This is a genomic window from Microbulbifer regidiadema (SeqCode), assembly GCF_052467605.1.
Genome location: NZ_CP174316.1, coordinates 3,397,052 through 3,423,818, shown reverse-complemented (window position 1 = coordinate 3,423,818; position 26,767 = coordinate 3,397,052). Strand labels below are relative to the sequence as shown.

General features: G+C 52.3%; 23 protein-coding genes and 1 riboswitch. Of the genes, 4 read left to right on the top strand and 19 right to left on the bottom strand.

The features are described from left to right. Positions 1-12: 12 nt before the first annotated feature. From moeA to ACJJIF_RS15570, 12 genes are all read right to left on the bottom strand, one after another. Complete coding sequence (gene moeA / locus ACJJIF_RS15625) at positions 13-1,254, bottom strand: molybdopterin molybdotransferase MoeA (protein WP_444929256.1); 1,242 nt, start codon at positions 1,252-1,254, stop codon at positions 13-15. A gap of 295 nt (positions 1,255-1,549) precedes the next feature. Continuing rightward, a complete protein-coding gene (locus ACJJIF_RS15620) occupies positions 1,550-2,668 on the bottom strand; it encodes an ATP-binding cassette domain-containing protein (protein ID WP_444929255.1) in 1,119 nt (372 codons plus the stop codon). Continuing rightward, entirely contained in the window at positions 2,668-3,390 is a 723-nt protein-coding gene (gene modB, locus ACJJIF_RS15615) for a molybdate ABC transporter permease subunit (RefSeq protein ID WP_444929254.1), read from the bottom strand. The genes ACJJIF_RS15620 and modB overlap by 1 nt, the downstream gene beginning before the upstream one ends. Beyond that, positions 3,387-4,157 carry a molybdate ABC transporter substrate-binding protein gene (gene modA, locus ACJJIF_RS15610; RefSeq protein WP_444929253.1) on the bottom strand — a complete coding sequence of 257 codons (771 nt, stop codon included), beginning with the start codon at positions 4,155-4,157 and terminating at the stop codon, positions 3,387-3,389. The genes modB and modA overlap by 4 nt, the downstream gene beginning before the upstream one ends. Next, entirely contained in the window at positions 4,142-4,621 is a 480-nt protein-coding gene (gene moaE, locus ACJJIF_RS15605; protein WP_444929252.1) for a molybdopterin synthase catalytic subunit MoaE, read from the bottom strand. Before moaE ends, modA begins: the two co-directional genes overlap by 16 nt. Before the next feature lie 10 nt (positions 4,622-4,631). Next, complete coding sequence (moaD, locus tag ACJJIF_RS15600) at positions 4,632-4,877, bottom strand: molybdopterin converting factor subunit 1 (protein WP_444929251.1); 246 nt, start codon at positions 4,875-4,877, stop codon at positions 4,632-4,634. Between the two features lie 21 nt (positions 4,878-4,898). Beyond that, positions 4,899-5,390, bottom strand: coding sequence for a cyclic pyranopterin monophosphate synthase MoaC (moaC, locus tag ACJJIF_RS15595; protein WP_444929250.1), 492 nt, complete (start codon positions 5,388-5,390; stop codon positions 4,899-4,901). 3 nt (positions 5,391-5,393) lie between these two features. Continuing rightward, complete coding sequence (gene moaB / locus ACJJIF_RS15590; RefSeq protein ID WP_444929249.1) at positions 5,394-5,936, bottom strand: molybdenum cofactor biosynthesis protein B; 543 nt, start codon at positions 5,934-5,936, stop codon at positions 5,394-5,396. Positions 5,937-5,938: 2 nt separating this feature from the next. After that, positions 5,939-6,538: a molybdenum cofactor guanylyltransferase gene (mobA, locus tag ACJJIF_RS15585; protein ID WP_444929248.1), complete on the bottom strand. Its 600-nt coding sequence runs from the start codon at positions 6,536-6,538 to the stop codon at positions 5,939-5,941. Positions 6,539-6,542: 4 nt separating this feature from the next. Beyond that, entirely contained in the window at positions 6,543-7,520 is a 978-nt protein-coding gene (moaA, locus tag ACJJIF_RS15580; RefSeq protein ID WP_444929247.1) for a GTP 3',8-cyclase MoaA, read from the bottom strand. Beyond that, positions 7,509-7,659, bottom strand: a riboswitch (molybdenum cofactor riboswitch). It overlaps the preceding gene by 12 nt. 196 nt (positions 7,660-7,855) lie before the next feature. Then, on the bottom strand, positions 7,856-9,103 hold the full coding sequence (locus ACJJIF_RS15575) for an alginate export family protein (RefSeq protein ID WP_444929246.1): 1,248 nt from the start codon (positions 9,101-9,103) through the stop codon (positions 7,856-7,858). 339 nt (positions 9,104-9,442) lie between these two features. Next, on the bottom strand, positions 9,443-9,571 hold the full coding sequence (locus ACJJIF_RS15570) for a hypothetical protein (RefSeq protein ID WP_444929245.1): 129 nt from the start codon (positions 9,569-9,571) through the stop codon (positions 9,443-9,445). A gap of 651 nt (positions 9,572-10,222) precedes the next feature. On the opposite strand from ACJJIF_RS15570, the gene ACJJIF_RS15565 reads away from it, so the two are divergent. Continuing rightward, positions 10,223-11,023, top strand: a complete 801-nt coding sequence (locus ACJJIF_RS15565; RefSeq protein WP_444929244.1) for a porin — start codon at positions 10,223-10,225, stop codon at positions 11,021-11,023. Positions 11,024-11,495: 472 nt separating this feature from the next. Then, positions 11,496-12,167, top strand: coding sequence for a CHRD domain-containing protein (locus ACJJIF_RS15560; RefSeq protein WP_444929243.1), 672 nt, complete (start codon positions 11,496-11,498; stop codon positions 12,165-12,167). 126 nt (positions 12,168-12,293) lie between these two features. Here ACJJIF_RS15560 and ACJJIF_RS15555 read toward each other — a convergent pair whose 3' ends face one another. The 4 genes from ACJJIF_RS15555 to ACJJIF_RS15540 all read right to left on the bottom strand — a co-directional run bounded on the left by ACJJIF_RS15555 (position 12,294) and on the right by ACJJIF_RS15540 (position 18,228). Beyond that, complete coding sequence (locus ACJJIF_RS15555) at positions 12,294-13,493, bottom strand: alginate export family protein (RefSeq protein ID WP_444929242.1); 1,200 nt, start codon at positions 13,491-13,493, stop codon at positions 12,294-12,296. Between the two features lie 650 nt (positions 13,494-14,143). Beyond that, entirely contained in the window at positions 14,144-15,163 is a 1,020-nt protein-coding gene (gene rtcA, locus ACJJIF_RS15550; RefSeq protein ID WP_444929241.1) for an RNA 3'-terminal phosphate cyclase, read from the bottom strand. Between the two features lie 41 nt (positions 15,164-15,204). Continuing rightward, positions 15,205-16,365 (bottom strand): slipin family protein, encoded by a 1,161-nt coding sequence (locus ACJJIF_RS15545; protein WP_444929240.1) that lies wholly within the window; start codon positions 16,363-16,365, stop codon positions 15,205-15,207. Between the two features lie 630 nt (positions 16,366-16,995). Next, positions 16,996-18,228: an RtcB family protein gene (locus ACJJIF_RS15540; RefSeq protein ID WP_444929239.1), complete on the bottom strand. Its 1,233-nt coding sequence runs from the start codon at positions 18,226-18,228 to the stop codon at positions 16,996-16,998. A gap of 219 nt (positions 18,229-18,447) precedes the next feature. On the opposite strand from ACJJIF_RS15540, the gene rtcR reads away from it, so the two are divergent. Both rtcR and ACJJIF_RS15530 read left to right on the top strand, forming a co-directional pair. Continuing rightward, on the top strand, positions 18,448-20,046 hold the full coding sequence (gene rtcR / locus ACJJIF_RS15535) for an RNA repair transcriptional activator RtcR (protein WP_444929238.1): 1,599 nt from the start codon (positions 18,448-18,450) through the stop codon (positions 20,044-20,046). Positions 20,047-20,106: 60 nt separating this feature from the next. Further along, on the top strand, positions 20,107-21,591 hold the full coding sequence (locus tag ACJJIF_RS15530; protein WP_444929237.1) for a C13 family peptidase: 1,485 nt from the start codon (positions 20,107-20,109) through the stop codon (positions 21,589-21,591). Positions 21,592-22,312: 721 nt separating this feature from the next. Here the strand turns inward: ACJJIF_RS15530 and ACJJIF_RS15525 are convergent. From ACJJIF_RS15525 to ACJJIF_RS15515, 3 genes are all read right to left on the bottom strand, one after another. Continuing rightward, positions 22,313-24,097: a DUF885 domain-containing protein gene (locus ACJJIF_RS15525; protein WP_444929236.1), complete on the bottom strand. Its 1,785-nt coding sequence runs from the start codon at positions 24,095-24,097 to the stop codon at positions 22,313-22,315. Between the two features lie 194 nt (positions 24,098-24,291). Continuing rightward, complete coding sequence (locus tag ACJJIF_RS15520; RefSeq protein WP_444932365.1) at positions 24,292-25,029, bottom strand: YopT-type cysteine protease domain-containing protein; 738 nt, start codon at positions 25,027-25,029, stop codon at positions 24,292-24,294. Between the two features lie 600 nt (positions 25,030-25,629). Further along, a complete protein-coding gene (locus ACJJIF_RS15515) occupies positions 25,630-26,367 on the bottom strand; it encodes a YopT-type cysteine protease domain-containing protein (RefSeq protein ID WP_444929235.1) in 738 nt (245 codons plus the stop codon). Positions 26,368-26,767: the final 400 nt, after the last annotated feature.

The window sequence follows — 26,767 nt, the reverse complement described above, 5'->3', positions numbered from 1 at the left end:
TATCGGGAGCCCCTACGCCAACGGCACCCCCAAAGGTTCAATTGCTACCAGCTCCCCCGCTTCCACACTGCCACTCTCGCGCGCCAAAACGATAAAGCAGTTAGCCGCAGCCAAACCGGTAAGGATATGGCTCCCCTGGGTACCCACCGGCTCTACCACCAGCTCCCCATTTTCATCGCTGCGATAAGTACCCCGCTGGAAGTCTGTGCGGCCGGGCTTTTTCTTTAGGGGTTTTAACAATTTTGCCTGTAAAGTCTGCGGGCCAGTCCACCGATCACCTTTCATGACACTCAGCGCGGGCACGGCCAGCTGGTAGAAAGTCACCAGAGCGGAAACCGGATTGCCCGGGAGGCCGAAGAAGGGCGTTTCCTGCAGGAAACCAAAGGCAAAAGGTTTACCGGGCTTCATCGCCACTTTCCAGAAACCTATCTCTCCCAGTTCTTCCAACACTTCGCGGGTGTAATCCGCTTCGCCAACGGAGACACCCCCAGAGGTAATAATGGCATCGGCCGCTCGGGCCGCGCGCTGCAAAACTTCGCTAATAGCCCGCTTGTTATCGGGCAATATGCCCAAGTCCAAGACCGCCAAATCCAACTGCTCAATAGCCGCCAACAGCGCGATGCGGTTGCTATCGTAGATATCGCCCTTGTTTAAAACCTCACCGGGCTGGCGCAGTTCGTCGCCGGTGGAGAACAGCGCGATTACCGGTTTGCGTACCAAGCTAACCGTGCCGACACCGGCGGCGGCGAGCAGAGCGAGATGGGGAACGCCGATACGCTCGCCAGCCTTAAGCAGGCAGGCCCCTGCGGCCACATCCTCAGCGCAGCGGCGGATATGCTCGCCGGGGCGAACTGCACCGTTGATTCGTATCGAGCCGGCGAGAGTGTCGACATTTTCCTGCATCACCACAGTATCCGCACCGACAGGGAGCGCAGCTCCGGTCATAATGCGCACACAAGTGCCCGGGTTCAGTACCCCCTCGAAAGGCGCCCCGGCAAAGGACTTGCCGATCAGCTCCAGCGGCAAGCCACTGGCCAGATCCTCGAAACGCAGGGCGTAGCCATCCATCGCCGCATTGTCACAGGGCGGTAGGTTAACGGTGGAGACAACGTCCTCGGCCAAGACTCGGCCATTAGCTTGTGCCAGGGGCAATATTTCGCTGCCATCGACGGGGCTCAGAGCTTCGAGAAGTTTTTCGCGGGCACTTTCTATGGGCATCAGGCCCGCTTGGTTACAGCAGTCAATGGTGGACATGGACAATACCTCTTACTTCATTCCTTTGCAGTTGGGACAAATCACTCACTGCCGTTTTGCGAGAACGCAGAGCCCATACCCAACCTTTTTAATAAGTGTTTAATCTAAATCTTCACGCTGACATCACTGATACCCAATGCACAAATAATCAATGGCTCAGTGAGGCCGGCGGAAATCAATTGCCAGGTCTGCCCTTCGCGGCTACTGCACGCCTGCCCTGAAAAGCCATTGTCCCATCTTTACCAAAGAGCACACGAAGAACAAGCGCTCTATTAAACAGGCTCAAAATGGAATCTTATAACCCAGCAAGACTACCGGCCTTAAACTGGGCAAAGTAGCCAGCACCTTCCCGCAGCTGTAGACGCTCGCAGGAGAGGCGGGAAATATCGGCGTAAAACACCTGTTCTGCCGCAGTTAATCGCAGGCGTATGCGGCCATCAACAAGCTGTTGCTGGGTCACTAAAGTTACCGGCAGGCAATTGAGGATACTGGACAGACCCGGCTTCTCTACACAGAGGCTGATATCTCCGGCTTGTAGCAGAAAAGCTGCACTATCGCCTTTGCGATAATGCCCCGTTACTCTATCGGCAAAGATAGGAACCCCACCCCAATCCAAAGTCAGTAAGCCAGCGCGCAGGGATTCCACTCGCGCTTCGATCCGGCTGCGGCAGCTATCCGCCACTCCCTGGCGATCTAAACGCCGGGCAACTTCGGCCAGGGGAAGTGGCGCGGACAACTTGGCGGAATCCATCCACAAACAGCGCTGGGCCAGCAGCTGTATTTCGTCAAAGTCGTGACTGGTCCAGATTACCAGCGCCGGATATCGAGCCCAGAAATCCCGCAGGATCGGCAATAGGCGCCGCAGTACCTGAGCGCGGTCAACCGCTGATAGCGGTTCATCCAATAACTGCAAAGGTGCATTATTAAAAAGCTGGCGCAATACGGCCACTCGCTGAGCCTCGCCGCCAGAGAGCAATTCCACCGGCTGATGTAGCAGCGCGTCAATACCAAAAGCCTTTAATAGCCGATCACACTCTTGCTCGGGCAGCGGCCTGCGACTGTAGCGGCGAGCCAGTGCCAGGTTATCAGCCACCGATTGGCCGGCAAACAGACGGCTATCCTGAAAGCCTAAAGAGAGGCTTCTCTTGTGGCTAGCCAGGGCGCGGCGCCCGCGCTGCCAGAGCGTATTGGCAAAAGTGATATTGCCCCGGCAGCAGCGCTGGCCGGCCAGCGCTGCCAGCAGTGTACTTTTGCCACTGCCAGAGGGACCGGTCAGGCCAAAAATGCCAGAGGCCGGCAGCTCCAACTGCCAGGGTGTGGCGCTATTCAGCGAGGTCACCAACCCGGTAACGCTGAGCCCGATAACCTCAGAGGAGCTGGCCGCAGTACCGAACAGAGGTGAGGTGATTTCCACTAACCCAGTACCCCCATAACCGGCTTAGCGCGCTCGCCGTTTGCTCCACGCGGGGCCAGTCTATACCCCAGCCAGCGCGCGGCGAGCAACAGCAGGGTGCTGATCCCCATCAATAGCAAAGCCAACCGGTGCGCCGCCCCGTACTCCATCGCCTCCACATGTTGATAGAGCGCGATGGAAACCACCTGGGTCTCAGCGGGAATAGCGCCACCAATCATCAGCACCACCCCGAACTCCCCCAGGGTGTGGGCAAAAGTCAAAGCGCAGGCGCTCACAATAGCGGCGCGGCTGGCCGGTAACAGCACTTTTAGCAGTGCCGCCCAGGGTGGAATACCCAGTGCAGCGGCGGCCTGGATCAGGCGCCGACCATTAGTATTAAATGCAGCCAATAGCGGCTGCACCATAAACGGCAGGGAATAAATCACCGAAGCAAATACCAAGCCGGTAAAGGAAAACACCAGGGGACCGTGAAAAATATATGACAGCCACTGACCGGGGGCGTAATTGGGGGAAAACAACAGTAGTAAATAAAAGCCCAACACTGTGGGTGGCAGTACCAGTGGCAGGGTAATTAATACCTCTATACCGTGGCGCCAGCGGCTCTGCCATTGGCTCAATTTCCAGGCCAGCGGCACGCCAATTATAAACAGCAGTAAGGTCGTTAAGCCGGCCAGCTTTAACGTCAGCCACAGAGCCTGCCAATCGGCAGCGGCGATATTCATAAACCGCTCCCTCGATATTGCGCCGTCAACACACCGTAACCCAAACGGTGCAGTTGCAGCTGTACTTCCGCTGAGCGCAAGTAATCGGCGAGAGACTGCGCCTTTTTAGGGCGGCGGCTCTGAGTGGGAATCACTAGCTGCTGCTCAATAGGGTTATACAAATGCTGCGGCAGCAACCAGAAGTGATCGCGGCCGGCTGCCAACACCTGGCTGGCGGCGACAAAACCCAGCTGTGCATTGCCGGAGTCCAGTATTAAATAGGCTTGGCCGGCGTTGTGGGCCCGAGCTAACTGGGCTTGCTTTTCCTCCCACAAACCCAGGCTTTGCAGTACCTGCCGGGCGGCGCTACCAAAGGGGGCCACCTCGGGATCAGCTAATACGATTTTACCGAGCCAGATTTGCAGTAACTGCTCGATGTTCGATTCTGATTTTGGGTGCCAGAGAGCGAGTAAACCCAGGGCGTAAGTCTGACGAGTGTTGGCCAGTGCCCCGCCCTGCTTTTCCAACAGTTCGGGACGCTCGCGATCGGCAGACAGGAATAAATCGAAGGGCGCGCGGTGCGCTATTTGTTGGTAGAGCAGCCCGGAGCTGCCACTGCTGAGTCGCACCGCGCAGGCATGGCGACGCTCAAATTCTGGCAGCACCCGCTCCAGTGCCGGGCGAAAGCTGGCCGCTACCGCCACTCGCAAAGTGCAATTATCCGCATTTACCGGCAGTGCAATCGTCACCAGTAAAATGAACAATGGCAGGCTCAGCCTTCGGACCACTTTTCCATCTCCGCAGTATCGCTGACCCGGGCCTCAACCCAGCGCTCTGAAGGCTGGCCACGCTCATCGGCAATCACTTCGCGCTTCCAAAAAGGCGCCTCGGTTTTGAGGCGATCCATAATGTATTGGCAGGCGGCAAAGGCGGCCTGGCGGTGGGCGCTGGTAACGCCGACAAAAACAATCTCATCGTTGACCTGCATGGGACCAACCCGGTGAACAATGGTGACACGCCCCAGGGACCAGCGCTCGCGGGCAGCATTGATAATCCGTTGCAGGCTCTTTTCGGTCATGCCCGCATAGTGTTCCAGGGCCAAACCGCAGACATCACTACCGGCATTGAAGTCCCGCACCGAACCCACAAACAGGGCACAGGCACCATCGCCACTACGGCCCTGTAGCGCGGTGTATTCAGCCGCTACGTCGAGAGGCGTTGCACAGACTTCGATACGATCAACAGGGTTCATGCGAGCACCACTAGCCGCCGGTAACCGGCGGGAAAAATGCAACTTCATCCCCGGCTTTTACCAGGGCTCCGCTTTCCGCCAGCTCCTGGTTCAGGGCCATACGGATATCGTCCCGTTGCAGATGCGCGCTCCAATCCGGGTACTGCTCACATAGGGTGTTGCGCAGCTCGCTGAGACTGCCGGAAAAGTTCTCCAGGGCAATCTCACCCAGGCCCAATTGCTGGCGCAGGCGTGCGAAAAACAGAACCTTGACCATCGCTGTATACCTCTACAATTTTTACACTTTGTCCGCTGCGTCAGCGCGCCAGCGGCCGCGCTTGCCGCCGTTTTTCTGCAGCAGGCGGGTTGGGCCAATTTCCATCGCCGGGTCCACAGCCTTACACATATCATAAATGGTTAGCGCCGCTACCGAAGCCGCTGTCAAAGCTTCCATCTCTACCCCCGTGCGCCCCGCCAAACGGCAGAAAGCGCTGATATGCACGCTGTGCTTTTCCGGCTGCAATTCAAAGTCCACCGCTACCTTGGTCAGTGCCAGGGGGTGGCACAGGGGAATGAGATCCGAGGTTTTCTTCGCAGCCTGGATACCGGCGATACGGGCTATGGATAGGACATCGCCTTTCTTGTGAGCCCCCTGGCTCAGCAGTTCAAAAGCCTCTGCACTCATGCAGATACTGCTCTCGGCTAGGGCGCTGCGGTCGGTGATAGCCTTCTCGGTGACATCCACCATACTGGCTTCGCCGCGCTGGTTTAAATGGGTTAGCTGACTCACGAATTACCCCCGGCTCTCGCAGGGCGCGCTGACAGAGCGCACATGGGGGACAAAGTTGCAGGGCTTGTGGCGGGCATCCAATTGCTCCAGCAATATGCCCTCCCAGGCCGTACGACAGGCACCGGTGGAACCGGGCATGCAGCAGATCAGTGTGCGATTGGCGAGACCGGCGAGCGCGCGCGACTGTATAGTGGAGCTGCCGATATCCCCCAGGGAAATATGGCGGAACAGCTCGCCGAAGCCGTCGACGGTTTTATCGAACAGCGGGCTCAGGGCCTCCGGTGTGGAGTCGCGCTCGGTAAAGCCGGTACCACCGGTCACCAATACCACCTGCACTGTCGGATCTGCAATCCAGGCGGAGACCAGCGCGCGCATCTGATAAATATCGTCCGGGGCAATGCGTTTATCCGCGAGCCGATGGCCGGCAGTTTTAAGGGCTTCCACCAGATACTGGCCGGAAGTATCGGTCTGCTCGTTGCGGGTATCGGATACCGTGAGTACCGCGATATTGAGCGGTACAAATTCTTTACTGGCGTGTGCGGACATAATCAGTGGTCTCTCACAAAACTGTTTTCTAGCGTTTTATCTGGCCTACTCAGGCCGAGATAATCTGCCGGCGTATTGATATTGCGATGCCAATCGCCGGCATTTTTAATCGGTATGGATTCCCCCCCCAGGTGACGTAGCAGCGCGCCGACAGAATTGCGTACACTGCCTTCCACCGCACGGCGCAAATAATCGACGCAGTCGCCAGTTAAGGGCAGCCACAGGGGGAAAAAGTGGCCATCAAAATAACAGGGGCGGCCTCTTGCCTGCCCCTCGGTCAATAACTCTGTGAGGTGTTCCCGCCCGAGTAAGGGCATATCGACCGGGATCACCAGGGCCGCATCGGCGCCGGTCGCCAGCGCGACCGAGTAGAGACCACCCAGAGGGCCCCGCTCCGGCACCAAGTCTGCAATAGCGCCGGGGCGAGCGCCACTAGTCACGATTTTTTCCAGCGATAACTCACTCAATAGGGCCTCGGCATACTGTAAAAAATTGCCCTGTTGCGGGTGTACCAGCAGAGCCTTGTCGCGGCCCATCCGGCTGGAGCGGCCGCCGGCCAGTACCACGCCGATTGTCGATTTGCCCCCCTGAAGCTCACTCATAAAACTACCCCCCCAGCATCGCCAGGTTGCGGGTAGCGCCGGTAAACCCTTCGTGTAAATGGTGGCCTGCGGTCTTATCGACTATCAGCTCGCGGATATGGGCCGCCAGCGCATCGCTGTCGCCAGCGGCGATGATTTCGCGCATATCAAAGCCCTGATCGGCGAACAGACACAGGTGCAACTTGCCCTGGGCGGATACCCGCAGGCGGTTGCAGCTGGCACAAAAGTCTTTGCCATAGGGGGTAATCAGGCCGATACGGCCGGCGTAATCCGGGTGGAAGTACTCCCGCGCCGGGCCCGCATCGCGGGTGCGGATAGCCTGCTCCCAGCCTTCGCGCAACAACAGGGTTTCTATATCGCCACCGGAGACATGGTTGCTGGCGAAGAAGTCGCGGTTATCGCCGGTGCGCATCAACTCAATAAAACGCAGGGTCACCGGAGTCTCGCGAACCCAGGCGAGGAAATTATCCAGCTCCGCCAGGTTGTACTGGCGCATCAGCACTGCGTTGACCTTGGTATCGATACCCAAGGCCAGGGCGCGATCCAGGCCAGCTAAGGCTTTATCCAGGCGGTTGTGGCCGGTGATATGGTGGAATTGAGCCGGGTCGAGGCTGTCGATACTGACATTGACCTGATCCAGGCCCGCACGGTGCCAGTCATCAATCTGACTGGGCAGGCGGTAACCGTTGGTGGTGATGGCGAGGCGGCGAATCTTATCGCTGGCGCGCACGGCTTCGAGTAGCGGCACCAGGTCTTTGCGCAGGGAGGGCTCTCCGCCAGTAAGGCGTACCTTTTCCGTACCCAAAGAGGCAAAAGCGCGCACCAAGGTGCCCACCTCAGCCACTGAGAGTGGGTTTTCCCCGTCCAGGGAGCGTCCGCAACCGATGCCCTCGGGCAGGCAGTAGTTGCAGCGGTAGTTGCAGATGTCCGTCACGGACAGGCGCAGGTAGTAAAACCTGCGGCCAAAATTGTCTTGTAACATTAAACGCCTTTCCAATTGCGGGAGGCCGCGCAGTTTCCCGCTAGACCCTGGTGGCCGGTACGGCCACGGTCCCGGCACCTTGCCGTGTCAATAAAAAACGACGCGGTTTAGGTAGCGGGACTCGGTGTTTAAACTGATGTCAGTGTATCAAGCTGGTTAATTTATGCTTGGGTTAGAAGTGTTACTCCCTTGGTGCTCGAACGGATGCTCCTCGGGGAGACATCAAAACGTGCAGCTTCAATCGATTAAAATTTATAAATTATAAAAACAGGTCCAAGGTGCGGGGAAAACCCCGGCCGAAGCCGGGGGCCTCGCTAAGGAGTTCTTTCAGCCGCTTAGAAATTAGCGGTTACCATAATCCAAAGCTTGTCGGTGTCAGCATACGCTGTGGAGTCATCATCAGCATCGAAAGCTGCGTACTTAACCAGAGCGGAAATATCCTCGGTGATTTTGCGCCCATAGCTCAGGTTCCACTCATCTCCGTAACTTTCAGAACCCTCGGATGCTTCAAAATTGTGATAGGTTAAACCCAGGTTGCCACCGGCAACTTTAATAGAACCACCAACATACAGGTCTTCAAGACCGTTAAGAGGAGTGGCCAGGAATTTGTCGGCAAAGCCCTGGAATTTGTGCAGGGTTGCCAGCGGGGTTTTAAAACCAACATCATTGTCGGAACCCAAAACTTCATAACCAAGTTTTGTCGCAACCGGACCCAAGTCGGCTCCCAATTCTGCCAGGTAATAGTTAGCACTATAGTCATACTGGTTATCACCAATATCTGACTGCTGTGCATAACTGAGGTTGGCTTTTACCGGACCAAATTTACCTTTGTAATCTACCCCATAAGTGCGGCTGGCATTATTGGTGGAATCTTCCAGATCCAGGTTGTAAACAAAAGCGCTGACTTTATGGTTTTCAGCCACTGGATAAATCGCGTGTAGCAGTTGGATATCACCGCCAATATCGGAATTCGAGCTGTCTTCACCGAAAATACGGTTAACGTTGTACACGTAGCTATAATCCAGCTGGAAGCTATCGGCACTACCGTACTGATAACGCACACCATCGTAGGTCTGCTCGTTTTGTCTCCAGCCAACACCGCCGACAAATCGCTGCCCGTCCAGGTTAATACGCTGACGGCCGGCGGTAATTATGGAGTTGCCACCGCTGTAGCGAATATAGGCCTGGTTAATTTCAGTTCCTTCTGGATCAGCCACCACCGGGTGGTCGATATTGCCATTGGTGGTGGAGTTGTAACTATCATTACCAATTGCAGTAACATCATCCATTTCCAGGAAGCCGGTAAAGCCACGGTAGCTACCACTGCGCCAGTTGAGGCGAGTTCTTAACGTGGATGCAACAGCTTCGTCTTCCATGTCATACTGATCGAGAGTAGGGTTGATTATGGCATCTTGATCGACAACCTCTACACGGTAACGCAGGTTCAATCCGACTTCACCGGATTTCAACGCATCCACCAGAGTGGCACTTTCACTTTCCTGCGCAGCGGCCTGCAATGCGACTGTGCTGCAGGCCCCCAACAGTAAGGCACCGAAAATTTTTGGGAACTTGGAGGTGTTCATGACGCTTTTCCTTCGCAGCAATGGTTTGAACTGAAACAAATTACAATTTTTCTGGCCCAACTGAAACCATAGTTTTTTTCACGATTAAATTTTCTTTACTCTCCAGCCTTAAAAGTGGCGTCATTCCGAGCAGCTAGTGGGCACTACCTATCCCGCAAAGCCCCGGTTTTTCGACTTTTATTACTTCAATGCATATCTCGTTCCAATTCGTAAGTAATCACACCGGTTAGTGAGGAGCGGAAGAAACTGTTATAGTGACGCCCACAGCAGTTAGCCCTAGGGTATATTCGCAGAAGCAAATAGCTGTACAGACCCTACTTGCCGCAATAGGAAGCTACTCTAACAGAATAAAATTGAATAATTACTATTGAAAGGAATATCGACTTGATAAGTTGAGCCAGCATTATCCCCGGGAGACTCACCGGTGAACTGCTCTGCGGCAAGAAGATCGAGAACTGCCGCTCCCATGCAAATTCCGAGCACTTGTACTGCCACACCGCAGGCCACATCAACCTCCTCACCTCATCTAACTTGAGTGCATTCTGGAGCGCAAGTTCGGTATAGGCTTTAAGAGTTACCGCTCCATCCTATAGATTAAGAGTACTAAAGGAGTAAATTTTCAAATGAGGCAAATCTTTATAACAAAGATTCTAAAGGAAGGAAAATCTCCCTAAAACATTTGAGCGAAACATCGACAGATGAGATAGCAGATATCGCCATTAAAAAGAACTTGAAGCTCGGCAGCAATCTTTGAATGCCGGCTGTGATATTGTTAGCCAGGATACCGAAAGGCGGTCGGTGATTGATAGAAAGTTACCAGATGAAACTATAGAAGTAATTCTCTCAGGATAGACAATATTTTATGAAAGCGAATAAGCCTGAGCTGGATCAATCTGGAATTTCCAGAAATTAACAAGAAAAGGCTTGGCATCACAAAAAATAATAGGCAATACCCAAGCTATATTTAAATCCAGCCAGAACACACTAGAAAAACGCTTCAGCTTAGTTCAACCTCCACGGCCCACAACAAATAAGCTTGGCCAGACAAGCACACTAGCGGCTCAAGCCTCCTCCATATGACATTCTAACTTATAATCTCACAGCCTTACGAGACCAACCTTGTATTTCATTCTTACCTATCATTTAATCACTGCAGAATTTTCAACACATTTTTCGGGCAAACCTTGCCTATCGCAACCAAACACTCGTACCAAACGAAATGCAAATGGACAAACAAATATGCATTCATTAAAAATAGTGGCCACATCAATACTTTTAGCAGGCTGCATTTCTGAAAGTTACGCAGAGAGTAAGTTTTATGCAGGACTGGAGCATCGGCATGACTCCATTAATGGCAACCTGAGCGCAGGCCTTAACGCCGAAATTTTAAACGGCGACACAATACATACCCAGCACTATGAGTCCTCGGAAATACAACCTAAATCATACAACTCATGGGACATTTACTTGGGATACGAATTTCAACCCAACATTTCAGTCGAAGCGGGATACTCTCAAAGTAACAATCAGAAAAAATATTTTGACGACCCAAACATTGGTCTATCACATGGAATTGGCGAGGTTCAACTCAAACACTTAAGCATTGATCTGCTAGGTAAATATAATCTCAAAAAACACGACAAAATAAGCCTAATCGGCAGTCTAGGAGTAAGTTCAAGGGAGGTAGAGTCTTATGTTCAGTATGAAACAGGCGGCGGCTGTATAAATGAGATGAACTGTAATGCTAACGTAACAAATAAAGATAGCGATAGCAGTACAAACACACGACTTCAGTATGGAGTTGGTTTTCAATACAGTCTTGGCAAAAGTGCCTCTACACGACTTATACTAAAACAACGTATCAATGATCCCGCCGAGTCAAGCTACGCCCTATCTCTTGGGGCACAGTATCATTTTTAACAAATAATGTAATTCAAATAAAGCAGGCGCTTAAAGCACATTCGTTATTTTAGGCGCTCTTTTCTCAGTTCAAAATTAGATTTCCCGTTTAAGTGAGACTGATAGATCTAGATATATTTTAGGAGAAGACAGCTCAAAGTTTTATTCTAAACCGTTAATCAATGCTCCATCTCTCTCCGGCATACCGATATACTCAATTGACTCAATCTTTAAATCAGTATGTTTTAGCTTGGAACAGAGCTTTGGCGGCTACACTTACTCGGTTTCAGCAACCAGAAATAGTAAGAGTCGAAAATACTGCCTTTTAAATTGCCTCTCAAGGGCCAATTGCCAGCTCATATGCTACAAGTACTTATCGCTAGCCTATCCCGTGATTCACGCCGATACATGTCGGTACCAACCTCCCAGATGGTCTGGCATCCAATCTTCCATCATGCAATGACGATATCGTTTTAATTAAGAGGAGAGGTTTATGGCACTGAGTTCATTGCCCAAAGCGGCTTTTTTACTACTGGCGACGCTTGCGCTGACTTACTCTGCGTTGACGATTTCCGATAGCCACACCAAAAAAGAAAAAGGTCCACCAGCGGCCAAACACGGGGATGTCGAGAAGGCGTGGTCTAATGCGGGAAACGGCCAGCGAATTACCGTATTTACCGCCGATTTAACCACTGCAAATGAAAATAAGCTCGGTAAAAAAGTCAACCCACAAACCCCTAAAGATGCACAGGGTTTCTTTATTGGCGCCTACAACAGTCTTACCCATAGAATGAGATTTATGCTTGGCTACAGCCATTTGTCCAAGGGCGGGGTGAGCATGTCGCATTTTCATATGCAATGTAAAGGTGATGGCAAAGAGCCGCCTATTTGTAAACCGGGCCAACCCAGTGGCCCAATTATCCAGACTATCTGCGGGATGCCCACACACCCCGGTATGATGTCCGATTGGCCCAAGACCCAGGCGGACAAAGGCAAACACACCCTGGCAGAAAAATGTGCTGAGGGCACCAATGGCTATATTATGGGTATATGGACGGTAGAAGAGCCTTATCGCAAGGGGCTTATGGAAGGCAAGGTCTTCGTTAATCTACATACCCCGCTGGACCCCAAAGGCGAGGTCTCCGGCCTGTTAACCAAACAGTAGTGTCCTGCACCGCTGGGTTCACTGGTGCTAAAATACGCTGGAAAAATAAGGTTCGACTGGACCCTGCTATCTCAATAGCAGGGTCCGGTTTTCGTACTCAATCTATCAATTATCGACTCTGAAAAATCAAAATTTTGCCGTAAGCATTAACCAAAGCTTATCGGTATCTGTACTGTAATCCTCCGCATCGTAACTTGCATACTTTACCAACGCAGAGAAAGTGTCATTAAATTTATGGCCGTAACTGATATTCCACTCGGTGCCGTAATCCGCTGAACCTTCATTAGCCGTAAAGCTGTGATAAGTAATACCCAAATCACCACCGGCCAGTTCCAGCTTGGCTCCCAGATATAAATCCTCAATGCCATCTGCTGGGGTTTGCAGGAACTGATCCGTATAACCTTGGAATTTGTGTAGCGTCGCCAGTGGTGTACTGAAACCAACACCGCTATCTGAACCCAATACTTCATAGCCCAGTTTGCCTTTAACCGGCCCCAGAGGAGCACTAATTTCAGCTAAGTAATAATCAGCAGCAAAATCACTGGGATTACTGCCAATATCCTCCTGGCGCGCATAACTCAGCTCAGCTGCAAACAGAGCAAAATCCCCCCGGTAAGCGGCACCAAAAGTGCGGGCGGCAAAGCTTGCTGCGTTATCCAGGTCCAGGTTGTAGAAGAAGGCGCTCAACTGATGCTTTTCTGCCAGTGGATAGCTGGCATGCAGTAGCTGAATATCCCCATCCAAGTCTGACTGAGGGCTATCTTCACCGAAAATACGATTGACGTTGTAGATATAGCTGTAATCCAGCTGCAACTGGCCCTCCCCGCCAAACTGGTAGCGCAAGCCGTCATAAGTCTGCTCGTTCTGACGCCAGCCTACACCGCCAATAAAGCGCTGGCCATCCAGATTAATCCGCTGCCGTCCGACGATAATTTTACTGTTGCTGCCGCTGTACTTTACATAGGCCTGATTGACCTCAGTGCCCTGAGGGTCAGCAACTACCGGGTACTCGGTATTGCCATTCACTGTAGAGTTGTAATTGTCGTTACCGATTTCACTGACGTTATCCATTTCAAGCAATACATCGAAGCCACGGTAGCGGCCACTGGTCCAGTTCAGGCGGGTTCGCAAAGTCGAAGCGATGGCAATATCGTCTATAGCATCCTGCTCAACATGCTCGACCCGATAGCGAAGGTTCACGCCTACCTCTCCGGAAGTTAGTGCATCCGTTAAGGTGGCAGTTTCATTTTCTGCCGCGAGCGCCTGAGAAGCAGAAGCTCCGAGGATGATAGCCGCGACTGCGGTGGATAATTTCTGTTGGTTCATTCGCCGCTCCTTTACAAAACTATTTTGGGTGAAAGGCAACTGCACGAATATGATCGAAGTTATTGCCGACCACAGCAGTTATCCCAGCGCGAGTGCATTATGCAAGCGGAGTAGCAAGCGATTTATTGATATACATCAAATAGAAGCCTCGCCTTCACCAATATTAGCGAACTATTTTTGTCAGGTTTATTCGGCGAATAAAAATTTTTGAATAAAAAAAGTGTTTGCGCGAAATGAGAAAAACTAAAAACAACTGCAATCAACAAAACTCGATAAAATTATTTTCCAGCATCGCAATCGGAAGTAATAACCATTAAAAAATTATGAAAATAGTTTCAAACGTTAAAGATTATATTCAAATTTAGTCCAGGAAAAACCAGTAGGAATCAAGCATATCTGAGCGGCGAGCCCTCTTGGCAGCTTCACAACCAAGTTCAGTATCGCAAACGTTGATCGGATTCGAAGGCATCGGGTCTTATAGGGGGGGGGCGATAACCCCCAGGGAGTGGCAGGGCATCAGCCTTCGGTTTGAATTTCTCAAGGCCCCGGCTGCCCCCGCACACACAGGGACAGACTAGGTAACCCATTGTTTTTAAAGGGTTTTTTCAATCAATCTACTCAGACAAGCCGCTGCTGGTATATCTTTTCGGTTAAAGCTTCTCTACCAGCACTCGCCACCGATCCTCTCCCTCTTGACGCAGGTCGATAGTCGCTCCCGTTAACTGGCGCACCACTTCAATATTGGTTAACAGATGCAGACTCGGCTTCAGGGTGGTAAAGCTGCCGCCAGCTCCCAGTACCAGTGGGAGTATCAGCTGGTCGGCCAGGTGTTCACCCACCGCTACACCGGCGTGTATATAGCGCTGCATCTGTCGAATCGCGCGATCGGCAACGCGCTCGGCACTGGTCCCCTGCTCAGCCATAGAATCAAACACTTCGGTCAACTGCTGGGATTGCAGGCGCAGAGAGAGCACATTGCCCGGCCCCTGAGATTTCACCTGCCTTTGGTGCAGGCGCTCCGACGGCCACTGGCACTGCTTGCGCACCCGCGCCAACTCCCGCTCGGCCACATGAGCGGGGATATGAGCCGAGGTGGCCACGGCTTCACGCTCCAGCAATTCGCCGCGCTCGGTCAACACCAGTGGCGACCACTGCGATAGCGGTTGGATGCGGGCATGCCAGGAACCACCGCCGGCCGGATAGAAGCCGTAGCCATCCAGAGCCACGTCTACACAGCCCCCCATACGCGCCAACAGGGGTAAGTAGGTCTGGGCAATAAAATCGAAGCTGGGTGCTTTTTTATTGTGGGTACCGCCTTCAAAGTGCAGCTCGCTAATCCCATCGGTCAATAGCAGCGGTAACAATACGGTTTGAAAAACCAAGCTGGTACTGCCGGCAGAACCGATAGGAAAATGGTAGCTACCGGGGCACACTTCTCCCGGTGCAAAAGTAATTTCCGCCGCGCCCAACTGCTCACCGCTAACCTCGGCGCCACTAATCGCTTTGGCTGCACGCAAGCAGGCGAGGTGCTGGCGCAACAAACCGGGCTTTCTACGGCCGGCGCGAATATTTTTTATTCGCACCGGCATACCCAAACACACAGACAAAGTGAGGGAAGTCCGCAAAATCTGTCCGCCGCCCTCCCCCTGGGCGCCGTCTATCTCAATCACTATCTTATTCCTTAAACTTACAGCTTTATTGGCGGGCGTGCCTATCCAGTGGGGCGCAACTTCACCAGTTCATTCATTACCCCATCGAGGCCGCCGTATACAGAGATTTTGTCGATACGACTGCTGACCCGCTCCAGGGCTTCCAGCTCCTTTAGGCGCAGCAGTACCGGGTTGTTGTCCATCAACTTGGCGGTATTGTGCAGAGAGCGCATCGCCTGGGTTTCTTCACGGCGCTTGATCAGGTTTGCCTCAGACTCCTTCTGCGCTTCAACCACCTGATTGAGGATCATCTTCATATCACCGGGCAGGATAATATCCTTGACCCCGACACTGGCCAGCTCAATGCCATACTGCGCCAGCTTGTCGCGAATACCCGTGGCAATCACTATATTCAGACGGTCTTTATCCGCAAGTAAGCTATCCAGTGTCTGGGTACCCACCGCCTCCCGCAGGTGCAGTTGCAATTCGCGGTAAATAAATCCCGTACTATCGCTGAGCTTGAGTGCTACTTTTTTCGCATCGGTGATTTTGTAAGCGCCGGTCAGGTTAATGCGCAGGCTGACCCGATCCTTGGTCAGGATTTCCTGGCCGCTGACCTCGATAGTTTTCAGGCGCAAGTCCAGTACCTTGACCTCAATAGAGCGGTTGTATTTCCAGTAACCGTAACAACCGGGCTGTAGCACTTCTTCCAATTTGCCGTTGACCATTAACAGACCGACGTGCTCATCGGGAATCTCGTTGTAGCTGACCGCCTGTAGGGCGCTGCGCATTTGCCCGGCGCGAACGCCGCGCCCCAGCAACCCCAGGACTTTTTTATCGATGGTGTACTCCTCAGAAATGTCCACCACTTCAACACGCACCGACTCACCACCTCTCCACACTGCACGGAAAGTGCCGGGGGGCAAAATATCCACCAGGTGGTTATCCCGATAAAATAGTCCCACCTGGTGATCTGACAACTCGTAGGATTGCAGGTATTTGCCGAGGGTTTCACCATAGGTCTTCAGCAGAAATTTGGCTTTTATTTCCCCAAAAATCACATCGGTAATATCGTAAGTCTCTGCCCTTACGTCACCGGACAGGAGCGAGATGCGATGGCTGCCGGGCGGCAACACCCCTTCAAAACGGTTGCGGCGAAATAGCAGCACTCGCTCGCTATCCGCAACGTCTACGTTCTTCCATATTTTGAACAGAGATATCATGGCTATTATCTTTTATTCCATTTTTATACTGCGCTACCCCTCAGGGCCGCAAAAGTGGGGCCCGTCCAGCAACAGGGGGGCAATCGTTTGTACCGAGCGAGGCCGGACGGCAGAGGATTCACAAGCTTCTCCAGCGGGCTCCCCCTGAGCCCCCAGCCACACTCCCTGGCCTGGAGAAACTATCGCAAATCTTGCCGCCGGGCCGCACAGGGCAGACCCGCGATCAACAGCGCTGTTGCCGGAGCACTTCCGCGATAAACGGCTAAATCCCATTTACCGCACCGGGAGGCTACCGGGCCCCGGGTAGATTTTTAACGGGGAGTTGAACCCCAGGCTCTCGCCTTTCCACAAGGTCGTTTGGAGGACGACGGAACTTTGGCAGGATTCGAACCTGCTACCGATCGATGATTATCGACTGCTCTACCCAATGAGCTACAAAGTAGGCGTTTGAGCTTCTAACCCGTAGGTACACCTGCCACCAGCGGCGGTGGTGCCGGGCCGGGATTCAGAACCGGCTCCGCTAACGGGCCAAAGGCCTCAAACTCAGTTGCAACCGCCCGGCAAATTCGCCCAGCGGCCTGCATGCTTTAGCAATTCTTGAAGTGCGGCCTATCCCTGGCCTAGACAGCGTCAGCCTTTGACGCAAACTACCTGCTTGAGGGTATACACGATTTCCACCAGGTCTTTCTGTGCTGCCATCACCTTTTCAATAGGTTTATAGGCCGATGGGGTTTCATCGATCACACCCTCGTCTTTGCGGCACTCCACATCAGCGGTGGCCGCGCGGTGCTCCTCCAGGGAGACCAGCTTTTTGGCCTTGGTGCGGGACATCACCCGCCCGGCGCCGTGGCTACAACTACAGAAGCTTTCCTCGTTACCCAGCCCCCGCACAATAAATGACTTAGCGCCCATACTACCGGGAATAATACCCATTTCACCGGTACGCGCTCTTACAGCCCCCTTGCGGGTTACCAACACATCCCTGCCGTAATGGTGCTCGCGGGAAACATAGTTGTGGTGGCAATTCACCGCTTCCATACGCGCCTCAAACTCCATTCCCAGGGCCTGCTTTACCGCACCGATAGTGCGCGCCATCATCACCTCGCGGTTGATGCGGGCAAATTCCTGCGCCCACTCCACCGCCTGCACATAATCATCAAAGTGCTCGGTACCCTCGGGGAAATAGGCCAGGTCGCTATCTGGCAAATGAATATGCCAACGCTCCATATCCCGCTTGGCCTTCTCAATAAAATAAGTGCCAATTCGATTGCCCACGCCCCGGGAGCCGCTGTGCAGCATCAACCACACACTGCCCCGTTCATCCAGGCACATCTCGATAAAGTGATTACCGGTGCCCAAGGTTCCTAAGTGATTGATATTATTGGTATTTTTTAATACCGGGTGGCGTTCTTTGAGCTGTTCGAACTGAGCCGCAAGCGGCGTCCAGCCGACCAGTACATCCTCGGGCGTATCGGCCCAAGCCCCTTTGTCACGCCCCCGTTTACCGCGAAACCCACCAGTGCGGCCGTGGGGCACTGCGCGCTCGATGGCGCTGCGCACCCCAGCCAGATTGTCCGGCAGTTGTGCCGCCGTCAGGCTGGTGCGCACCGCCATCATGCCGCAACCAATATCCACCCCTACGGCAGCGGGGATTACCGCCCCCAGAGTTGGGACCACGCTGCCAATGGTGGCGCCCTTGCCCAGATGTACATCGGGCATCGCCGCCACCCACTTGTGCACGAATGGCATCTGCGAAATATTTTTAAGCTGCGCTTTGGCTTCCTCTTCAAAGGGCACGCCCAGGGTCCAGGATTTAATCGGTACCCCACCTGCCTGCATCACTTCATATGGCATTGGCTTCATCTCTCGCTCCTTTTGAAACCGCGCTTGGTATTCATCTGTTTCGTTTGGTTATTGATATAGCGAATGGAGTGCCAACTTTTACAGAGAATTGAAAATTTTTTGTAACTTATTGTTTTTAAAGGATTTATTTTTAAATTGGACAGTTTTTAGAAGGCTAGTCGTGATAACTCAATCATAAAAATCTATCTTTTTTGATAGATAAATAATATTTTAGATAGTATGAAAACAATCGCTATCAGTATTCTCGGCATCAGCAAGGACCGGCGCGGCAAAGGCGACAAGCGCTGGGACAAGTGGCGCCCGAACATCTCCATGTGCCAACACGATGATCTGTTGATCGATCGGCTGGAACTTCTCTTCGACAACCACTCGAAAAACCTGGCCGACCAGGTCACCGAGGATATTGCGCGAGTCTCCCCTGAAACCGAGGTGGTTCACCACCGGATAAATTTCGCCGATCCGTGGGATTTCGAGAGCGTGTACAGCAACCTGCTGGATTTCGCCCGCGCCTACAACTTTAAGCCGGACGATGAACAGTATCTGGTGCATATCACCACCGGCACCCATGTGGCCCAGATCTGCCTGTACCTGCTGACAGAAGCGGGCTATTTCCCCGGGCGTCTGCTGCAAACCTCCCCGGCGCGCAAGCACAGCAGCTTGCCGGGCGAGTACCAAATCATCGATTTGGATCTATCCAAATACGACCAGATCGCCTCGCGCTTCCAGAGGGAACACCAGGAGGGCACCACCTACCTAAAGGGTGGAATCGAGACCAACAATCTCGCCTTTAACCAGATGATCGAGCAGCTGGAGCAGGTCTCGATCCGCTCCGACGCCCCCATACTGATTACCGGCCCCACAGGGGCGGGCAAATCCCAGCTGGCCCAGCGCGTCTATGAATTGCGCAAGCAGCGCGGCAAGCTGGAGGGTGGTCTGGTAGCGGTAAACTGCGCCACCCTGCGCGGCGAAAATGCGATGTCCGCCCTGTTCGGCCACCGCAAAGGCGCCTATACCGGGGCCACCACCCACCGCCCCGGTTTGCTAATGGAAGCGGATAGGGGCCTGCTGTTTCTCGATGAAATCGGTGAGTTGGGATTGGATGAGCAGGCCATGCTATTGCGTGCGATTGAGCACAAACGCTTTATGCCGTTCGGCTCAGATAAAGAAGTAAGCAGTCACTTCCAGTTGATTGCCGGTACCAACCGGGATCTGGTACAGCTCTGCCAAGAAGGTAAATTTCGTGCGGACCTGCTCGCCCGTATCGACCTGTGGACCTACCGATTGCCCTCCCTGCGCGAGCGCCTTGAAGACCTGGAGCCCAATATCGATTTTGAACTGGAGGCCTTTTCCAGAAAATCCGGGCACCTGGTCAGCTTTAATAAAGCCGCGCGGGAAAAGTACTTGAACTTTGGCCGCTCCCAAGAGGCCCGCTGGTCGGCGAACTTTCGCGATCTCAACGCCAGTATTGTGCGTATGGGCACCCTCGCCGACGGCGGGCGCATCACGATCCAGGTTGTGGATGAAGAGATCCACAGGCTGCGGATTAAGTGGCAAAACCCACAGAGTCAGTCATCCCTATCCCTGGCTCGCATTGAGGCGCTGCTGGGCCCTGAGTACATCGAGCAGATGGATTACTACGAGCAGATCAAGCTGGCGGGGCTGATTCGGGTTTGCGAGGAGTCCAGCTCCATGGCAGAGGCCGGGCGCAAACTTTTTCAGGTGAGCCGCAGCGTAAAAAAATCTAACAATGACTCCCACCGGGTACGCCAACTTTTAGATAAATACGGGCTTAAATTCGACCAACTGAATAAAACATAGAGGCCGCCTAACGGTATTTTTTGTTAGTCTCATTCTTAAACCCCAATGCCGGATCATGGAATGAGACACGCCTACTTAACTCCATTTATTTTTCTGCTCAGCGCCTGCGAGCCAACCCAGTTCGCAGGTGGTACCGCCTTGCCAGATGGCTCTGTCTACCAGGGCGATATGCTAAACGGTCTGTTTCATGGGCAGGGTCAGCTCGAATGGCCCAACGGCATCCATTACCGTGGTAGCTTCCATGAAGGTCGCATGACCGGTGAAGGTAAGTTATCTGAAAGTGATGGCTGTAGCTACGAAGGGGAGTTCCTCAACGGAGAGTTCCATGGCAAAGGCCGCTATAGCTGCGATGAAGCTGAGTGGGCGGGGGAATTCCTTGAGGGAGAGTTGCAAAACGGTACCCTGAATTGGAATGACGGCGAAACTTATAGCGGTGAGTTTTTGAACTATAGCTTCCACGGCCAAGGCAAGCTCACAAAAGAGGATGGCAGCCTTTATCAGGGCACCTTTGAAAACGGCTATTTAATACAGGGCAGTTACTCGGATAGCGATGGCTATCGCTATACCGGCAGCTTCGAATACGGTTCCTACTCCGGCGAAGGAGAACTCACCCAATCCGATGGTACGATTATCCGCGCTACTTTCCGCTATGGCGAAGCGGAGGGTGAAGGGGTGCGCATCAGTACCGATGCCAAAGGCAGCACTATCGAGGAAAGCGGCTATTTCTCCAGTGGTACCTATTACCCCAGCGAAGACGTCTGGCGTACACAGGCAAATATACCCGGCGCCCAGGCAGAAATTCGTCTCTACAGCGAGAGTGAGCGCTTACAAAATGCCATCGCCGCACTGCCCGCACAGAGGCCCGGTGTACGCGATATCTACACACTGCTCATCGGTGGTGATGGCACCTCTCCGGTATTCGCCAGAGAGCTCGACTGGGTGGCAGAGCGTCTCGACGAAGCTTTTGCCATCGACCAGCGCCTGCTGCGTCTCAGCAATGGCGGCGGTTACGCTTTCCCCCTGGCCACCCGTACCAGTATCCAGGAGAGCCTCAAGGCTATTGATCAGTTGATGGATCCCAGAGAGGATTTGCTGCTGATACACCTGGTCAGCCATGGTGCCCGCAATGGAGATTTCAAAATTGCCGAGGGCGAAATCCCCCTCAACGATTTCACCCTGAAAGATGGACAGCAATGGCTGGGCAATATTAACGCCCAGTACCAGTGGATTATTGTTTCGGCCTGCTTTTCCGGTCAGTGGGTAGAAGCGCTAAATAGCCCCAATCGAATCATCTTTACTTCGGCTGCTGCCGACCGCAGCTCCTTTGGTTGCAGTGACGATTCCCAGCGCACCTGGTTTAGCTCGGCGCTTTACGGCGAGGCCCTAAAGCAAGGCGTCGACAATCCCAAAGCCTGGTTTGAAGCTACCAAATTAAAAGTGACTGAGATGGAGAGGGAACAGGGCATCAGGAAAAGCCGCCACTCGCTTCCCCAGTATTCAGTGGGAGAGGATTTCCTAGCTTGGTGGCAGAAAAAAACCCATTAACTCGCTGGGGGCTCTCTGAAAAGATCCCTCTTAGCCCGCAATCGGTATCTATAAGCTCCCGAGCGCAGAGCACCCCTTTTTGCTAACAACGCTCTGATACGATCCAATATTTATCCCGGCGGCGTGCCGCCCTTTGCACAATCGCTGTACAAGCGATAAACACTGATATTCTTTCATTTATTACCCCCAACCTGACAGCCAGATATATAAACTCTCTGTATCATTCTCTCTACGACCCTAAACCGCTATAATTTAATATAAATTCGATAAGCAAATAAACTGGAGCAGGGTAAAATATATCGCGAGAAAATTAGACGCCTTCCCAAGAAGCCCAATTTTCAAGAATCAATTTTTAGAGCTTTAATTAGGCACTACATGGCCAAAACAATAGTTTCTATCGATTTATCAAATCTTTATTTTTATCACCCCTATAAATATCCTGCACTTCAGAGTTGAATGCAGGATATTCATTTTACCTCTCGCAGAAATGTATAAAGAAGAATAACCAGAGATACAATGTGACAAGAGTGCCTACTGTGTGGATATTAGACGTTTATTGTCTGTATAACCGCCACTTCAAATATGAAAAAAATATTGGATTTTGATCCAACAAATAGGCTTAACTTTTCAGCTACCTACAGGAAAGCTCTTACTTGCGACAGAGGATATCCCACAGCGGTTGAATCCCATTCACAGATTGTGAATGGGATTCAGGATAGGTTTAAGCAGACTTTTGCTGCTCAATAAAGCGCTGCATCTGCTCTTCCAGCATCGACAGGGGCAAGGCGCCGTTACTTAGCAGTGCATCGTGAAATGCCCGCAAATCAAATTTGTCACCAAGCTCTCTTTCCGCCTGGGCACGCAGCTGGCGAATTTTAATTTCGCCCATTTTGTAAGACAGCGCCTGACCCGGCCAGGAAATATAGCGATCGACCTCCGCGCGCACATTTGCCGGAGACAGCGACGTATTCTCGGCAAGGAAGTCCAGCGCCTGCTGGCGCGTCCATCCCTGGGAGTGAATACCGGTATCAATCACCAGGCGCGCAGCACGCCACATCTCATAACTGAGCCGACCAAAGTGTTCGTAGGGCGTGGTGTACAGCCCCATTTCCTTGCCCAGGCGCTCTGCATACAGGGCCCAGCCCTCGCCATAAGCGCTCAAGTAGAGGTTGCGGCGAAATTCCGGCACATTCTCAAGCTCCTGCGAAAGGGCGCCCTGTAAATGATGGCCCGGCACCGCCTCGTGCAGGGTCAGCGCGGGCAGCTCGTACAGCGGACGCTGGTCCAGTCCGTGCGTATTCAACCAGTAGGCACCGCCCCGAGTGCCGCCAATGGCCGCCGGGTTATAGGAGGCGGTAGTGTAATTGGGGGCTATTTCACTGGGCACCGGTACCACACCGTAAGGCGTGCGCGGTAGCCGCTTAAAGAATGCCGGCAGTAAGTAGTCGATACGCTTGGAGATATAGGCCGTTTCCTTGAGCAGCTGCTCCGGTGTCTCAGCATAGAACTGTGGATCTGTACGCAGGAACTGGGTGAACTCCGCAAAGCTCCCTTTAAAACCCGAGGCCTTAATCAGCGCGGTCATTTCCGCGCGGATTCTCTCTACCTCGGCCAGACCTGTGCGGTGAATCTCTGCCGGGTCCAGATCCAGAGTCACGTAGTAGCGGATATTGTGGCGATAGTAAGCGCTCCCACCAGGCATCTGCTCGGCCCCCAGGGTCTTGCTGGCGGCTTCGAGGTAATCTTCCTCAAGGAAGTCCGCCAGCCGCGCGAAAGCGGGAATAGCCACCTGTGCAATCACTGCCCGTCCGCGCTGTCGCAGGCGCTTCTGCTCAGCGGGCGCTATAGACTCTGGTATCTCGGCAAAAGGAGTATACAGACTGCTTTTTCTGGGATCTTTGTATACCTGGGCCCGCACTGTTGGCGCTATGCCCTCAACAACGATTTTCGGCAATACAAAGCCGCTGCGAATGCCCTCGCGCATATTCGCAATATTCTCATCGAAGTAGCGACCAAATTCGCCGATGCGGGCAATATAGTCTTCATAGTCGGCGATATCTCTCATCGCCAGGCCGCTATTGGCTTCCAGCGCATCGGCATAGAAACTTGAGAAGGTATTCAGGGGGATTCGGTCGAGAAATAACTCTTTGTGCTCAACTGAACTAGCCAGCACCCAGGAGAGCAGTTCACTATTCACCCGATCTGAAGCACTCAATTTGCGCTTGTCGATAGCTTCAAGGCGCCGAATAAAAGCCCGCTCAGCCTCAATACGGCGCAGGCGATCTTCGGCAGTCACCCCCGGCAGTTCGCGATTGTAGTCGGACACCCCAACCCGCCCAGCACTAATCGGGTCCTCTCGCAGTGTGTACTGCCAATGATCGGCAATAACCCCCTGTAGTGCTTCAGTGGCCGTGGCTGCCCAGGCTGAGGGCGTGACTAAAACGGCGGCAATCATCGGCCCCGCCAGGGATTTCAGGTAATAGGAAAGTGATCTCTTGGTTTTCACCCCGGGCTCCGTAGTGCGGTTGGTATCTTACAAGAACAACAGAGCTTGCCGATTGGCTCCTTTATAAAGACTCAGCAAAGACAAGCTTGTGTCAGCACTATACACCAAGGGGGCTATAGGGGCTCGGCGGGGTAGACATAGCACCACAGTAGGGGCGGCGCCCCTCCCCCACCAAGTGATCAGCCTATTGGCAGTTAAGCTGCGTGGGAATAACAGAACACATCATAGTTTTCACTCAAGCCGAGGGAGTACATGGACTTGCTCCAGAAGGAGTTGATAAACCAGTTGCGGAATTCATCTGCAGTGGGGAACCAGAATTCACCAAAATTTGGGTCGAAAAACGCCACGTCCTCTGCAACCCAGGCCGCCATCGCATGGCCACCCATTTTGCCCTCAATACCGATCTTCTTATAAGTACCTACACCTTTCGGTGGCTTCCGCAGGATTTCATTGACGAGATTGGCCGGATTTTGTCGTGTCGTTTTCCCCCTCCCGTAAAAGTCTCCATGAAAAGCCTGGATTCTATTCTGGGCATTTGCCCCAGGATTCACGATGCTGTCGTTCGTGTGTACCCTTAGAATATTATTAGATCGGAGCCATGACTCAGAGACCCGGTCCTGATTGACGGCATTGCCACCAATCTGGTGCAGAGTCATTACGTGAAAAAGGTGCTGTTCACTCAGTGTGCCATTGGGGAAGAGCCAATTCCAAAGACTGCCTCCCTTTGCGTGATGCTTTATCCAGTGTACAGAAAGGGCTTCACAAACCCCGGCAGAGGTATCTTTATGTATAGTGATCAACCCTCTCACCGGGTTTAAACACTGGCTGAAATTATATAAGAGTGTGCCGCCATGTTGTTGCACCGATCTCTGCACAGGAGCAACTCTGGTTCCCGTAACTGCAAGTATTGTTTTATCAAACCAAATTGGCATACCCATACCTCTGTATTTGCAAAAATATAAGCACTTTGTTTAGTGCATTACTGTGTATGGATAAGATTGAAACAGAAAAATTACAGAGCAGGTAGGCGTTTAATTTTTTTTAAAATCGACTCTGGCACTTTTTTCTCAGAAACTGAATTTACCGTTTAAGCTCGACTTCGGCACAAACTTTAATTTGACTCTGGCACTATTTTTTATCACAAGGAAAACTACTGATATTTACTTCAACCCCCCAAAAAATATAGACCAAACTGGCATTTATAGTCATTTTTATACGGGGTATTTAAATAGACTCTGACACTATTTTTTTCAAATAAAAAAACAGTGTTTACTAGATGCGGCCGTCTATTGTAACACCTTTTTCTCAGTAGGCGACAATTGCTGTATAAATTTTGCGGTACCGGAACAAATCCACAGGCATGACCTAAATCGAAAGAGTGGGTCGATAGTGATATAGGTAAGTGTAGTACTGCAAAAAAAGGCAGCCGGGTAAACCCGGCTGCCGAATGCCCATGGGGGAGGGCAGAGAGGGGGAAATGGATAGTGTACTGCTGCCGGTGGCAGCGCTAACCAAGGACAGCGTTTCCCGGTTTAGGTGCGACTAGCATAGGAGCGAACTTCATAGCCGCCGCTCAGCCCCACAGAGTACATGGAGTTATTCCAGAAAGACTGGGTAAACCAGTTAAAGAAGGCGTTTCGAGATTCGAACCAGAACTCACCAAAATTGGGATCGAAGAAAGTAATGTCCTGTGCAACCCAGGCTGCCATTGCATGACCGGCAAAGGTACCATCGAGGCCGATCTTCTTATAACAACCGGCACCACCGGTTTGATCCAGAATAATCTCCCTCGCTAAAGCATTGGGAGAGAAAACGCCACTCTGCCCCTGTGCCCTGCGGGGGTTATGGATACCTCGAATAGTATTTCCACCCCGACCATTGGGGAAAGCACCGCCAAATACATTTTGGCTGGTCGGGAAAATATTTTGCGTGCTCAACCAGGCCTCGGTTGTTCTATCTTGGTTATTGTGAGTACCGGCCTGCTGTAAAGTCATAACATGAAACAGGCGCTGCTCATTCAAAGTCCCCGCAGGCATTAACCAATCCCACAGGCTGCCCCCATCGGAATGATGCTTGATCCAAAAGGCAGACAGAGATTCACAAACACCGCCGGAGGTATCCTCGTGAATAGTGATTTGCGCTTTTACCGGATCTACGCACTGACTAAAGTTATAAGTCAGCTGGCCTCGATGATTGGCTACAGACTGTTGTACAGGGTTTACGCGGCTTGCAGTTACGGCGAGAACGGTTTTATCGACCCAAATAGGCATGTTCGATCCCTCTTTTTATAAGATAGAAAACGCTGCACAAATCCTTCTATAAAAACCGAAAATTGGTAGCGTCTGTTAATTGGGCGGGCATTGAACCAGAAAAGTTCCCGAGCCAACAGTGTATAAAAGTGATTTTTAAATCGACTCTGGCACTATTTTTTTAGAGCGCACTCACTCTGCCTATCGGGGGCAAATGAGGGGCCCAATAGTCAAAATAAATCTATCAGTGAATCACGCTTAATCGACAATAAAGAGAGTGGAAAAATTAAATCCGGAGTTTATTTTTAACTGATAATTAATACTATTCTTAACCAGCCGTTTATTAACACCGAGTTAATCTACAACATTCGCAGAAACTACAATATACAAAACCAAACAGTTTAATAACTCATTAAAGACA